13 protein-coding genes and 1 riboswitch are annotated in these 12,449 nt (G+C 56.2%); of the genes, 2 read left to right on the top strand and 11 right to left on the bottom strand.

The window, feature by feature from the left end:
* Positions 1-58: 58 nt before the first annotated feature.
* From AC6I8W_RS06570 to moaA, 6 genes are all read right to left on the bottom strand, one after another.
* Complete coding sequence (locus AC6I8W_RS06570) at positions 59-1,156, bottom strand: DUF1615 domain-containing protein (RefSeq protein ID WP_497837455.1); 1,098 nt, start codon at positions 1,154-1,156, stop codon at positions 59-61.
* A 15-nt stretch (positions 1,157-1,171) separates the two neighbouring features.
* On the bottom strand, positions 1,172-1,624 hold the full coding sequence (gene moaE / locus AC6I8W_RS06565) for a molybdopterin synthase catalytic subunit MoaE (protein WP_497838121.1): 453 nt from the start codon (positions 1,622-1,624) through the stop codon (positions 1,172-1,174).
* Between the two features lie 2 nt (positions 1,625-1,626).
* Positions 1,627-1,872 (bottom strand): molybdopterin synthase sulfur carrier subunit, encoded by a 246-nt coding sequence (moaD, locus tag AC6I8W_RS06560; protein WP_021182460.1) that lies wholly within the window; start codon positions 1,870-1,872, stop codon positions 1,627-1,629.
* Positions 1,865-2,350, bottom strand: a complete 486-nt coding sequence (moaC, locus tag AC6I8W_RS06555) for a cyclic pyranopterin monophosphate synthase MoaC (RefSeq protein WP_497837454.1) — start codon at positions 2,348-2,350, stop codon at positions 1,865-1,867. The genes moaD and moaC overlap by 8 nt, the downstream gene beginning before the upstream one ends.
* Positions 2,351-2,352: 2 nt before the next feature.
* Positions 2,353-2,868, bottom strand: coding sequence for a molybdenum cofactor biosynthesis protein B (gene moaB / locus AC6I8W_RS06550; RefSeq protein WP_497837453.1), 516 nt, complete (start codon positions 2,866-2,868; stop codon positions 2,353-2,355).
* 16 nt (positions 2,869-2,884) lie between these two features.
* Complete coding sequence (moaA, locus tag AC6I8W_RS06545) at positions 2,885-3,889, bottom strand: GTP 3',8-cyclase MoaA (protein ID WP_497838120.1); 1,005 nt, start codon at positions 3,887-3,889, stop codon at positions 2,885-2,887.
* Positions 3,861-3,996: riboswitch (molybdenum cofactor riboswitch) on the bottom strand. Its footprint overlaps the gene before it by 29 nt.
* Positions 3,997-4,189: 193 nt before the next feature.
* Between moaA and AC6I8W_RS06540 the strand changes: the two genes are divergently transcribed.
* A complete protein-coding gene (locus AC6I8W_RS06540) occupies positions 4,190-5,092 on the top strand; it encodes a gluconeogenesis factor YvcK family protein (protein ID WP_480369631.1) in 903 nt (300 codons plus the stop codon).
* A 23-nt stretch (positions 5,093-5,115) separates the two neighbouring features.
* Here the strand turns inward: AC6I8W_RS06540 and uvrB are convergent, their stop codons facing one another.
* A complete protein-coding gene (gene uvrB / locus AC6I8W_RS06535; RefSeq protein ID WP_497837452.1) occupies positions 5,116-7,137 on the bottom strand; it encodes an excinuclease ABC subunit UvrB in 2,022 nt (673 codons plus the stop codon).
* 896 nt (positions 7,138-8,033) lie between these two features.
* Between uvrB and AC6I8W_RS06530 the strand changes: the two genes are divergently transcribed.
* On the top strand, positions 8,034-8,750 hold the full coding sequence (locus AC6I8W_RS06530) for an ABC transporter ATP-binding protein (RefSeq protein ID WP_497837451.1): 717 nt from the start codon (positions 8,034-8,036) through the stop codon (positions 8,748-8,750).
* Positions 8,751-8,837: 87 nt separating this feature from the next.
* Here the strand turns inward: AC6I8W_RS06530 and bioD are convergent, their stop codons facing one another.
* From bioD to bioB, 4 genes are read right to left on the bottom strand one after another with little or no spacing between them, the layout of a single operon-like run.
* The gene (bioD, locus tag AC6I8W_RS06525; protein ID WP_497837450.1) at positions 8,838-9,506 is read right to left on the bottom strand and encodes a dethiobiotin synthase; all 669 of its coding nucleotides are present in this window, start codon (positions 9,504-9,506) and stop codon (positions 8,838-8,840) included.
* A complete protein-coding gene (gene bioC / locus AC6I8W_RS06520) occupies positions 9,503-10,258 on the bottom strand; it encodes a malonyl-ACP O-methyltransferase BioC (RefSeq protein ID WP_497837449.1) in 756 nt (251 codons plus the stop codon). Before bioC ends, bioD begins: the two co-directional genes overlap by 4 nt.
* Positions 10,239-11,393 carry an 8-amino-7-oxononanoate synthase gene (gene bioF, locus AC6I8W_RS06515; RefSeq protein WP_497837448.1) on the bottom strand — a complete coding sequence of 385 codons (1,155 nt, stop codon included), beginning with the start codon at positions 11,391-11,393 and terminating at the stop codon, positions 10,239-10,241. The genes bioC and bioF overlap by 20 nt, the downstream gene beginning before the upstream one ends.
* Positions 11,393-12,424, bottom strand: a complete 1,032-nt coding sequence (bioB, locus tag AC6I8W_RS06510) for a biotin synthase BioB (protein WP_497837447.1) — start codon at positions 12,422-12,424, stop codon at positions 11,393-11,395. The genes bioF and bioB overlap by 1 nt, the downstream gene beginning before the upstream one ends.
* Between the last annotated feature and the right edge of the window lie 25 nt (positions 12,425-12,449).

Here is a 12,449-nt window from a genome sequence, read left to right as displayed (position 1 = left end):
TCGCGCGGGTTTAGTCGTTAAACAAACTCAGTAAGTGTGGAGCTTACACCCTGCCGCGTCAACGGCGTGTCAAACACTGTTGATAACGACCGTCCACACGTTGCGCAAACCATGCGGTGGTCAGGTTACGGGTGATTTTCGGGCTTTCCAGCTTGATACCCGGCAGCATTTCACGCGGCAGGCGTTTACCGGCCATTTTATCCGCCAGGGTGAAAACCTGTTTCCATAACACGCTGTTGCTGAATTCAGGTTTTTCGCCCTGCTCCAGATCGCGGCGAATTTCACGATTGCTCATATCCAACTGTTTACTCAGGGTGCGTACCGCAAGTTCAGTCGAACCGGCGGCATCGCTACCATATTGGATAAGATCACCATCGAGCGCCAGTTTGATCCCGCTGGCACGCGCCACCGCCGCCTGGAACGCGGCATTGCGGCTCGCGTACCAACCCGCGTTAAAGTCAGCAAAACGATACAGCGGCTGTGAATAATCCGCCGGATATCCCAGCAAATGCATAATGCCAAAATACATGCCGCCGTGGCGGGTAAAGACTTCACGGCGAATGGAACCCTCTACCGGCCACGGATAGCCTTTGGCATGTGCTTCAGCGAAGGCGATGCTGACCTGCATCGGACCGCCAGTATGGATCGGGTTAAGGTTGCCAAACAGTTTTTGTCCCAGCGGCACCATATCAATGAAGTCATCAAAGATCGCGCTCAGCTCCTTCTCGCTCCGGACTTTGTCGAGGCGCGCGGCGTAGCTTTCACCGGTGGGAGACGTAATCTGCAATGCGGTGCGCACCGCAAAGGCCGGGATGTAGAGTTTACCTGCCCGCCGGTTGATCTCGCCCCAGGCGATTTTCGGCAAGCCCGGCACTACAGCATCGGCGCTGAAGTTCGATTCCTGATCGGCCACCGCGATCACCGCGCACAGGTTGCTGACGCTGGGATCGATTTGCTGAGTGCGGAAGGCGGTATAAATATCGTCAGCCCAGTCGGCTTTCTGCGTCACGTGACTGGGCAACAATTGGCGGATTTGAGCTTTGACATCCGTGGGTTGGCGAACCGGCGCCTGGGGTTGTTTCCTGGTGCTGGTACACCCTGCCAGCACCAGCACCGCCAGCAAGGCTGTTCGTTTGAGTATTAAAGTCGCTTCCATCGATTTCCCTGGTGGTTATGTCCAGCGTTCTGCCGCCTGATGATCGCTATCACGCGCATCCACCCAACGGTCGCCCTGCGCGGTGGCTTCACGTTTCCAGAATGGCGCACGGGTTTTCAGGTAATCCATAATAAATTCTGCGGCGGCAAACGCGCTGCTGCGGTGCGCGCTGCTGACGCCGACAAACACAATTTCGTCGCCGGGAAACAGTTCTCCGACGCGGTGGATCACCGAAACCTGTTGTAGTGCCCAGCGCTGGCGCGCGTCGTTGACGATTTCCGTCAGCGCTTTTTCCGTCATGCCCGGATAATGTTCAAGCGTCAATGCCGCTACGCTGTCGCCGAGATTATGGTTACGCACCTTACCGGTGAAGGTGACCACAGCACCATCACTGTCATGGGCTGACAGCCAGGCGTATTCATCCGCCACGCTGAACACCGCGCTACCGACGCGAATACGGGTTTCCATCATCAGCCCCCGGTCACTGGTGGGAAGAAAGCGACTTCATCCCCGGCACGTAACGGGTGGCTCATCGGCACCAGGGTTTGATTGACTGCTGCCAGCAACTTGCCGGACTCCAGCGCCAGCGCCCAGCGGTCATTTTTGGTCGCCAGCGCGCTGCGCAGTGCGGCGACATCGGCATATTCCGGTGATAATTCCAGCGCGCTGGTGCCGGTCAGTTCACGCACCTGGGCAAAAAACAGCACCTTAATCATGGGGCACCGCCTGAAAATCACCGGATTTGCCGCCGCTTTTACTCAGCAGACGTAACTGGTCGATGACAATGTCTTTTTGCACCGCTTTGCACATGTCATAGATGGTTAGCGCTGCGACCGACGCCGCGGTCAGCGCTTCCATCTCGACGCCGGTTTTGCCGGTCAGACGACAACGCGAAGTGACGCGTACCCGACTGTGCTCGGGTTCAGCAACCAGCGTCACCTCTACCTTACTCAGCATCAGCGGATGACACAGCGGGATCAGTTCCCAGGTACGTTTTGCCGCCTGAATCCCTGCAATACGCGCGGTGGCGAACACATCACCTTTGTGATGGCTGCCATCGATGATCATTTGCAGCGTTTCCGGTTGCATCAGCACCAGCGCTTCCGCCTGGGCTTCACGCACCGTTTCGGTTTTGCCGGAGACATCGACCATATGGGCCTCACCGGCAGCATTGATATGGGTTAACGAGGACATACTTACAACTTCTTCAAATGTGAGACAAAATTACACGGACGGGTACGCGCATCCAGTTGATCGGCGATGATGCGTTCCCAGGCACTGCGACAGGCATTACCGGAACCGGGTACGGCAAAAATCAGCGTCTGATTGGCCATGCCCGCCACCGCGCGTGACTGCAAGGTGGCGCTGCCGATCTCTTCGTAAGAGATCATACGGAACAGTTCGCCAAATCCCTCAATCTCCCGATCAAACAGCGGTAGCAGCGCTTCAGGTGTGCTGTTTTTGCTGTTAAAACCGGTGCCACCATTCATGATCACCACCTGGACATCTTCGCTGGCTATCCAGCGCGATACTGTCGCGCGGATACGGTAGCGGTTATCCGGCACAATCGCGTGATCCACCACTTGATGCCCGGCTTCACTCAGCGCTTCGCGCAGGTAATCGCCAGAAGAGTCATTCGTCGCATCATGCTTGTCAGAGACGGTCATCACCGCCACATTGAGGGCAACAAAGTCGCCGGAAGGTTTGCTCATGGCCATAACTCCTTTGTCAGCCACCAATGAAGGAAAGATTTTGGGTAATGCCGGTGTTGCCCTGGTGCAGAAAATGCGTCTGCTTTTTCTGCCCAAGGCTGTGGGCGATGCGCGCCTGTAGCTCGGCCTGCTGCTGGTCGGAGGCCAGCAGATCGCGCAGCGGGACACCGCCATCACCAAACAGGCACAAATGCAGGTTGCCGATCGCCGAGACACGCAGGCGATTGCAGCTGGCGCAGAAATCTTTTTCGTAAGGCATGATCAGCCCGACTTCGCCCTGATAATCCGGATGGCGGAACACCTGTGCCGGGCCATCACTGCGCCCGCGTGGTTGACGTTGCCAACCCTGCATCAGCAGTTGATCACGGATCACCTCACCGGAAATATGCTGACGGCGGAACAACTCGCTGCCCTCGCCCGTTTCCATCAGTTCGATAAAACGTAACTGAATCGGACGGGTGCGAATCCAGGCTAAAAAGGTGCCAAGGCTGTGACTGTTGAGATCGCGCATCAGCACGCTGTTGACTTTGACCTTGCTGAAACCCGCCTCGAATGCAGCATCAATCCCGGCCATCACTTGGTGAAATTTGTCCTGACCGGTGATGGCATGGAACTGACGGGCATCAAGGCTATCGACGCTGACGTTGATCGAGGTCAGCCCGGCAGCACGCCAGTCACGCACATCGCGCGCCAATCGGTAACCGTTGGTGGTCACCGCAATCTGGCGAATGGCGGCATTTTCCCGCACCGCAGCGATAATATCGGTGAAATCACGACGTAAGGAGGGTTCACCACCGGTGAGACGCACTTTTTCGGTGCCGGCAGCCGCAAAGGCACGCGTCACGCGACGGATCTCATCCAGCGAGAGAAAACTTTTATTGCGCGTACCCTGTGGTTTATAGCCATCGGGCAGGCAATAGGTACAACGGAAGTTACACACGTCCGTGACCGACAGGCGCAGATAATAGAAACTGCGCGCATATGCATCAGTAAATTGTGACACCTGAACACCTTTCCAAATACGGGAGATGCAGTCATTTCTTTCTGCACCCTGGCAGCTCGGGGCTGCGGCCTGAACACCCTATCCAGAGGACTTAGGCGATCAGGCTTTGAGTGTATGTTGTCCAACCGGACAACAGGGTTGCACGAATGTTAGCGCGATTTGCTGTTCGCTTCCATCGGGTATTTTCGCTATATATATTGATACATAACGTTTTTTCACCGCATTTTCGCGACAGGATACGTTAAAATAGCCGACAGATTTTGATACATATCAGTTTAACTGCGGCTCAACAGCTGAGCATCGGTGTTAAGGAGCAACATGAATCGTACCCTGGCAGATTTGGATCGCGTGGTGGCACTGGGTGGTGGGCACGGTCTGGGCCGTGTCATGTCCTCGCTGGCTCCGCTAGGATCGCGGCTGACCGGCATTGTGACCACCACCGACAACGGCGGTTCCACCGGACGCATCCGCCGTTCAGAAGGCGGCATCGCCTGGGGCGATATGCGCAACTGCATTAATCAGTTGATCACCGAACCGAGCGTGGGATCGGCGATGTTCGAATATCGCTTTACCGGCAATGGCGAATTAGCCGGCCACAACCTTGGTAATCTGATCCTGAAAGCGCTCGACCATCTCAGCGTCCGTCCATTGGAAGCGATCAACATCATTCGTAATCTGCTGAAAGTGGATGCGTTTTTGATCCCGATGTCGGAGCAACCCGTCGATCTGGTGGCGCAGGACAGTGAAGGCAACATGGTGTACGGCGAAACCGCCGTCGATGAGATGCAACAAGCCCCGCAGGAACTGATGCTGCACCCGAATGTGGTGCCAACTCGCGAAGCGCTGGACGCGATTGCCGAAGCCGATCTGATTCTGATCGGCCCCGGCAGTTTTTACACCAGCCTGATGCCCATTCTGCTGATGGAAGAGATGGCGCGTGCGCTGCGTCGTACCCCGGCCACCATGGTGTTTATCGGTAACCTTGGGCGTGAACTCAGTCCGGCAGCGGCCAGCCTCACCGTCGCGGATAAGTTGGTGATCATGGAAAAAGCGATAGGTAAACGGGTGATTGATGCAGTGGTGGTCAGCCCGGCGGCGGATATTCGCGGCGTGGAAGGACGCTTAATCGTGCGTGAACCGCTGGAGGCCGCAGATATCCAATATCGCCACGACCGCCAGCTGTTACGCGTGGCGCTGGAGCACGCCATTCAGGCATTCTGAGACAAGGCGCGATATATCGCGCATTATGATGCAGCGATAAACAGCTCGCGCAGTTCGTGCAACTGGTCGCGTACCCGCGCCGCTTCTTCGAACTCCAGATTCTGCGCGTGTTGCTGCATCTGCCCTTCCAGCTCGTGAATTTTCTTCTGCATGGCTTGTGGGGTCAGTGCCAGATAGCTGGCCTCGGCTTCGGCGGTGCTGCGCGTGGCGGTTTTACCCTTGCCACGGGTTTTGACCACGTTTTTGCCCAGTTCCAGAATATCGGTGATCTTTTTGTTCAGCCCCTGTGGCACGATGCCGTTTTCTTCGTTGTAGCGCTGCTGCTTCTCGCGACGTCGCTCGGTCTCTTCGATGGCACGAGCCATTGAGTTGGTGATCCTGTCTGCGTAAAGAATCGCTTTACCGTTAATGTTACGAGCGGCGCGGCCAATGGTCTGAATCAGTGAACGTTCCGAACGCAGGAAGCCCTCTTTATCAGCATCGAGAATCGCCACCAGCGACACTTCCGGCATATCCAGACCCTCACGTAACAGGTTGATCCCCACCAGCACATCAAATTCCCCCAGACGCAGGTCGCGAATGATCTCCATTCGTTCCACGGTGTCGATGTCCGAGTGCAGATAACGCACCTTTTCGCCGTGTTCCTCCAGATACTCAGTGAGGTCTTCCGCCATACGTTTGGTCAGCGTCGTCACCAGCACACGTTCGTTGATCTCGACGCGTTTGCGGATTTCCGACAACAGATCATCGACCTGGGTAGTCACCGGACGGACTTCGAGGATCGGATCGAGCAAACCGGTCGGACGTACCACCTGGTCGATCACTTCACCAGCGGATTTCTCCAGCTCATAATTGCCAGGGGTTGCCGAAACATAGATGGTTTGCGGTGCCAGTGCTTCAAACTCTTCAAAACGCAGCGGACGGTTATCTAACGCCGATGGCAGACGGAAACCGTACTCCACCAGCGTCTCTTTACGTGCACGGTCGCCACGATACATGCCGCCAATCTGCGGGATAGTCACGTGGGACTCATCCACCACCAGCAGGCCATCTGCTGGTAAGTAGTCGAACAACGTCGGTGGCGGCTCACCCGGCCCACGCCCGGAGAGATAGCGTGAATAGTTTTCGATACCCGAGCAGTAGCCGAGTTCGTTCATCATTTCGAGGTCAAACTGGGTACGCTGGGTAATACGCTGCTCTTCCAGCAACTTATTATTCTCCAGCAGCACCTGACGCCGAACCACCAGCTCTTTTTTGATCTCTTCCATCGATTGCAGGATGCGTTCGCGCGGCGTGACATAGTGGGTTTTCGGATAGACGGTAAAACGTGGCACCACCGAAATCACCTGCCCGGTCAGCGGGTCAAACAATGACAGCCGTTCGACTTCTTCATCAAACAGTTCCACCCGCAGCGCGATTTCGTCAGACTCCGCCGGGAAGATATCGATGACTTCACCGCGCACGCGGAAAGTGCCACGCTGGAACACCTGATCGTTACGGGTATATTGCAGCTCAGCCAGACGACGCAGAATGCTGCGCTGATCGATGATCATGCCACGCGTCAGATGCAGCATCATTTTAAGGTAGAGATCGGGATCGCCGAGACCGTAGATGGCCGATACTGACGCCACCACGATAACGTCGCGTCGCTCAAGCAGCGCCTTGGTAGCGGACAGGCGCATCTGCTCGATTTGCTCATTCACCGACGCATCCTTTTCAATAAAGGTATCGGAACTGGGCACGTAGGCTTCGGGTTGATAGTAGTCGTAATAGGAGACGAAGAACTCCACCGCGTTATCCGGGAAGAACTCCTTCATCTCACCATAGAGCTGCGCCGCCAGCGTCTTGTTCGGTGCCAGCACCATCGTTGGCCGGTTGAGATCGGCAATCACGTTGGCAACGGTAAAGGTTTTTCCCGAACCGGTCACCCCCAGCAGCGTCTGATGCGCCAGACCGTCTTCCAGACCCTCCTCCAGACGACGAATCGCCTCAGGCTGATCCCCTGAGGGTTTAAATGCGGAGTTGAGTTTGAAGGCTTTACTCATGGTTTTTCGGTTCCTGCTGGAGATGTCGACGGGCAGGCTGCTAATTCTACTCCGCTATAGCGAATTTGCCAGAAAAAAATACTGGATATATTTACAGATATCTTGCACGATAACGGGGAGGTGCAACGACTCGCTTCAGTGCAATTTATGAGGCGTCAGGCAAAACCTTGTTGCGCAAGGTTATCCCCAGGTGGGTGATGCTTTTAACATTTGTCAATAGAGCGTCATAAAATTGCAGTTGTATGACCAACAAGATAAATCTCAGGCTTGATTTTAAATAACATACTGATTTATATATAAATTACCAAAAAGCCCAGTTTCTCAGCATAATGTATCCAGGCCGCGTATTTCCTCGCTTGCGCTCTGTTTTCAGTCTCTAATGCACAAGGTTATCCACAGGAATGGTGGATAACTGACGGCAGCCCCGCCGCCATCGCCTGTGCATAATTTTCTAAGCCTTGTCCTGGTGTGCGAAAAAAATTTTTTTTGCGCTTATTTTTCCCACAGCCCGCGTGGCATTAACTATTCTTTTTCCGTGCTGACGGTGCTGAAAGGGCGAAATTTCCAGTAAATAAGGCCACTTATTCCTGAGCGTTCTGCCTTATTACTGCACAAATGCACCAGAAACGTTAAGCATTCAGCACCGCTAAAGTGCATCCGTTTTATCACTTCTGGCAATTGTTAAGCGTTGCTCAACTTTAATCGTCGATTACGCCTCGCCGCTGACGCTTTTTTGCATCACATCGGCAAACTGGCCTGGTAATTGCAGGTTTCTCCATAAGCATTCGCATCAACTTATTGATGGTGAGAGTGGTAATGATGAATCGTGTTTGACTGTATGCCAGACGACACAGAGCGGGAGCATTCAGGCTAATTATCTGGAAGGAGAATGTCAGATGCTGAGTTTACGTTCGGTGAATCAGTTTTACGGTCAAAATCATATTCTGTGGGATGTGGATTTGGATCTCCCCCCTGGCACCTGTACGGGCGTACTGGGCAGCCCAGGCATGGGTAAAACCACGCTGGTCAACTGTATTATGGGACGGCTGCCGATTAATAGCGGTTCAATGACCTGGCAGGAAGATGGCTCACCACCCGAAGATTTGTTGCTGCAACCCGCAGAACAACGCGCGCGCATGGGTATCGGCTACGTACCGCAGGGGCGGCATATCTTCTCGCAGATGAGCGTGGAAGATAACCTGTTGATTGCGCTGATGGCGGCCCATGATGATCGCAGCCGTGCGATTCCGGAAATGGTCTTCGATTTATTCCCGGCGCTTTACTCATTACGCCACCAGCGCAGCGGTGAATTGCCGATGGATCAGCAGCAGCACCTGGCGTTGGCACGCGCGTTGGTGCTGCAACCCAAGCTGCTGATTCTTGATGAACCCACCGAGGGCATGTCGCCGTGGCTGGAAGAGGAGATGGGTAACCTGATTCGTCGCCTGAATCGTGATTACGGTCTGACTATCCTGCTGCTGGAGCAGCACGTCTCGTTTATCCGCCGCGTCGCGGACTATTTTCTGCTGCTGCATCGTGGCCGCAACGTGGCACAAGGGAAAGTGGCACAGTTGGATGATGTCACCATCAATAAATGGTTGACCGTAACCTGATATTACATGTCCGTAGCGGCGCGATTTATCGCGCAATTCTGTGCACGATGTGGGAAAAACCTGCGCGATAAATCGCGCCGCTACGGTTCAGGGAAGCGTCAGATAGCGCCCGCACTCTGCCTGCTGTGTGTCATCGGTAAGATAGGGAATTTCACCCAGACATGGCGCATCAAGACGCTGACGTAAGGTTGCCAGATACTCCTGATGCCGCTTGCCCGGCGGCTGAATAGTATTGGCGATCCACCCTGCGAGACGTAAACCACTGGCCTGCACTGCGGCGGCAGTCAGCAGCGCATGATTGATACATCCCAGTTTGACGCCCACCACCAGAATCACCGGTAACTGTTCGGCCACTACCCAATCGGCATAGGTTAGCGTTTCCGACAATGGGGTAAACCAGCCGCCCGCGCCTTCCACCAACACCCATTCTGCCTGTTGCTCCAGCTCACGCAACCCGGCTGACAGTGCGGTAAAATCGATTGGCCTCCCCTCTTCAGCGCTGACGATATGCGGTGATGTGGGTTCGAGAAAAGCCAGCGGATTAACCTGCTCATAACGCAGCGCCAGGGAACTGTAACGCTGAAGCGCCAGCGCATCGCTGTTGCGGATTCCCTCAGCCGTTTCCTCACAACCCGAGGCCACCGGCTTGTAGCCTGCGGTGATCAATCCGGCGGCCCCCGCCGCCTGTAGCAACGCGCCACTCGCTACCGTCTTGCCAACCTCGGTATCGGTGCCCGTAATAAACCAGCGTTTCATGCCGTTAATACTCCATACATCAGATGATAACTCAGGCGATAACCCGCCTCGTCCCTTGGCCAGCCCTGCTCCAGCCGTGCCAGTTGACTGCGCGTCAGCAATCCACCCTGGCGTCCATCATGCAGATGGGTTGCGCCAATGCCTTTCAACGAACGCATCGCGCTCAGTGCAGTGGGGAAATGTAAGGTAATGGTCTGCTGCGTGCGGTGCAGCGACAGGCCATCGGTCGCGGCGGCGATCTGTGCCGCGCTGAGAAAACGGTTGGCGTGCTGACGGCCATCCAGTTGCGCCCAGGCCTGATGGACCTCATGCAGCGAACCGGCCAGCAGCGTGGAAAACAGCACGGTACCACCAGGACGAGTCACGCGCAGAAAATGCTGTAACGCGGTGCGCAGGTCACCGCTCCACTGCACCGCAAGGTTGCTCCACACGCCATCGACGCAGGCATCCGGCAGTGGCAAAGCATCAATATCGCCCTGCACATAATGCTGTGCCGAGTGTTGCTGCGCCGCACTCTCCAGCATGGCTGGCGACAGGTCGAGTGCGGTCAGGGTCCGTCCACGATCGCGCCAGTAGCGGCTGTACCAGCCGGTGCCACAACCGGCATCCAGCAGGTGCGGGCCAAATCCGGCGGGTGCCAGCGCCAGCAGCGCCTCGCCACTCTGCCGTTGCAATTCCGCATGCTGCTCATAATGCTGCGCCGCCCGACCAAATGCCTGAGCAACCGCCTGTTTATTGACGTGCAGCGTCATACAGCGCCTCCAGCAGACGATCGATATCGTCAGAATCATGCGCAGCGGTTAAGGTGATACGCAGCCGTGCGGTGCCCGGCGGCACCGTCGGTGGACGAATGGCACTGACCCAACAGCCTGCCGCCTTCAGCTGCTGTGATAACACCAGCGCAGCGCTGTTCTCGCCGACCACCAATGGCTGAATGGCGCTGTCTGATGATATCAGTTGCCACGGTAAATCCGCCGCACCGGCGCGAAAGCGCGCGATATTGCTGTGTAGCCGCGCCCGCAATTCATCACCCTGTTGAATTTGTTGCAACGCCGCTCGCAGCGCGTAGCACTGCGCTGGCGGCATGGCAGTGGAGTAGATCAAATGGCGGGCAAATTGTTCGACATAATCGGCGGTCGCGTCATCGCACAGCAGGGCCGCACCGCTGACGCCAAAACCTTTGCCAAAAGTGACGATCAGCAATTCCGGCCGCACCTGTTGCTGCCAGCAGCTGCCGCGCCCCTGCTCACCCGTTACGCCAATGCCGTGCGCATCATCCACCAGTAACCAGCCGTTGGCACGTTGCGTTTCAGCGGCAAGCTGCGCCAGCGGTGCGCTGTCACCATCCATGCTGAAAACGCCTTCGGTGACGACCAGGGTATTCCCCTCCACCGGCGTCGCCAGTAGCTTCGCCAGACTGGCTGGCTGATTGTGGGCAAAACGGCGCAGCGTGGCCGGGCTGTGGTTAGCAGCATCCAGCAACGAGGCGTGCGCCAGTTTGTCGGCCACAATTCGATCCGACTTTTCCGCCAGCAGGTGGATCACCGCCTGATTGGCGGCGAAACCCGAGATAAACAGCAGCGCACGGCGATAACCCAGCCAGTCGGCCAGCTCTTCTTCAAGCTGGGCATGATGACGGCTAAAACCAGTCACATGCCCCGATGCGCCTGCCCCGGCCCCGGCTTCGGCAGCACCTTGTTGCCAGGCGGCAATCACCGCCGGATGCTGGCTCAGGCCGAGATAATCATTACTGGAAAAGTGACGATAGCGTTGTCCGGCAACGGTCAGCTCGCGCACGTTGTTGTGTTCAACGCGGACGCGTTGACGCCAGCCGTCGGCAGCACGTCGCGCCGCCAGCGCCTGTTCGATGCGTTGCGACCAGCTCATTACACCGCCGCGTTGTAGAATTGCGCGGTATCGGCGTGCAGCAGTTGTTCATTCAGCTGATACTGCTGTTCATTATCACCGGCTGCGGTAGCGGTATGCTCCGGATTCAGCCCCAGTTTACGGAACAGAATCAGATCCTTGTCTTCTTCCGGGTTCGGCGTGGTCAGCAGCTTACAGCCGTAGAAAATCGAGTTCGCCCCGGCCATAAAACACATCGCCTGGGTTTGCTCGCTCATCTGTTCACGACCGGCAGAGAGGCGCACGTGTGAAGATGGCATCATGATGCGCGCCACCGCGATAGTGCGGATAAAATCGAACGGCTCGACATCGTCGTTATCGGCCAGCGGCGTGCCTTTGACCTTCACCAACATGTTGATTGGCACACTTTCCGGCGGCGTCGGCAGGTTCGCCAGTTGCACCAGCAAACCGGCGCGATCTTTCACCGTTTCGCCCAGCCCGACGATACCACCCGAGCACACCTTGATGCCCGCCCCACGGACTTTATCCAGTGTATCCAGGCGTTCCTGGTAGCTACGCGTGGTGATGATGCTGCCGTAAAATTCCGGCGAAGTGTCGAGGTTGTGGTTGTAAAAATCCAACCCGGCATGGGCCAGACGCTCCGCCTGGCTGTGGTTCAGGGTGCCGAGGGTCATACAGGTTTCCATCCCCATCGCTTTCACACCCTGCACCATCTGCTCCAGGTACGGCATGTCGCGATCGTGTGGGTTTTTCCACGCTGCTCCCATGCAGAATCGGCTCGAACCGGCAGCTTTGGCTTTACGCGCCGATTCCAGTACTGCTTCCACCTCCATCAGACGTTCCGATTCCAGCCCGGTTTTGTAGCGCGCGCTCTGCGGGCAATATTTACAATCTTCCGGGCAAGCGCCGGTTTTGATCGACAGCAGCGTGCTGACCTGTACCTGACGCGGGTCGAAATGTTGGCGGTGTACCTGCTGCGCCTCAAACATCAGCTCAAGGAAAGGTTTGTCGAACAGTGCCTGGGCTTGTGCCAGTGTCCAGCGATGTGCCATTGCTTCACTCCAAAAAAGGGTTCAT

This window comes from Pantoea sp. X-Soil-TKNS-1211 (genome assembly GCF_059730495.1).
The sequence above is the reverse complement of the archived record's forward strand: the minus strand, read 5'-3'. Positions and strand labels throughout refer to the sequence as shown.

What these genes read in the sequence shown, in the direction of transcription:
- AC6I8W_RS06540 (WP_480369631.1), top strand. Translation starts at nt 4,190, where the DNA reads ATGAATCGTACCCTGGCAGATTTGGATCGCGTGGTGGCACTGGGTGGT.
- bioD (WP_497837450.1), bottom strand. Translation starts at nt 9,506, where the DNA reads ATGAAACGCTGGTTTATTACGGGCACCGATACCGAGGTTGGCAAGACG.
- uvrB (WP_497837452.1), bottom strand. Translation starts at nt 7,137, where the DNA reads ATGAGTAAAGCCTTCAAACTCAACTCCGCATTTAAACCCTCAGGGGAT.
- AC6I8W_RS06530 (WP_497837451.1), top strand. Translation starts at nt 8,034, where the DNA reads ATGCTGAGTTTACGTTCGGTGAATCAGTTTTACGGTCAAAATCATATT.
- moaD (WP_021182460.1), bottom strand. Translation starts at nt 1,872, where the DNA reads ATGATTAAGGTGCTGTTTTTTGCCCAGGTGCGTGAACTGACCGGCACC.
- bioC (WP_497837449.1), bottom strand. Translation starts at nt 10,258, where the DNA reads ATGACGCTGCACGTCAATAAACAGGCGGTTGCTCAGGCATTTGGTCGG.
- moaB (WP_497837453.1), bottom strand. Translation starts at nt 2,868, where the DNA reads ATGAGCAAACCTTCCGGCGACTTTGTTGCCCTCAATGTGGCGGTGATG.
- moaC (WP_497837454.1), bottom strand. Translation starts at nt 2,350, where the DNA reads ATGTCCTCGTTAACCCATATCAATGCTGCCGGTGAGGCCCATATGGTC.
- AC6I8W_RS06570 (WP_497837455.1), bottom strand. Translation starts at nt 1,156, where the DNA reads ATGGAAGCGACTTTAATACTCAAACGAACAGCCTTGCTGGCGGTGCTG.
- moaE (WP_497838121.1), bottom strand. Translation starts at nt 1,624, where the DNA reads ATGGAAACCCGTATTCGCGTCGGTAGCGCGGTGTTCAGCGTGGCGGAT.
- bioB (WP_497837447.1), bottom strand. Translation starts at nt 12,424, where the DNA reads ATGGCACATCGCTGGACACTGGCACAAGCCCAGGCACTGTTCGACAAA.
- bioF (WP_497837448.1), bottom strand. Translation starts at nt 11,393, where the DNA reads ATGAGCTGGTCGCAACGCATCGAACAGGCGCTGGCGGCGCGACGTGCT.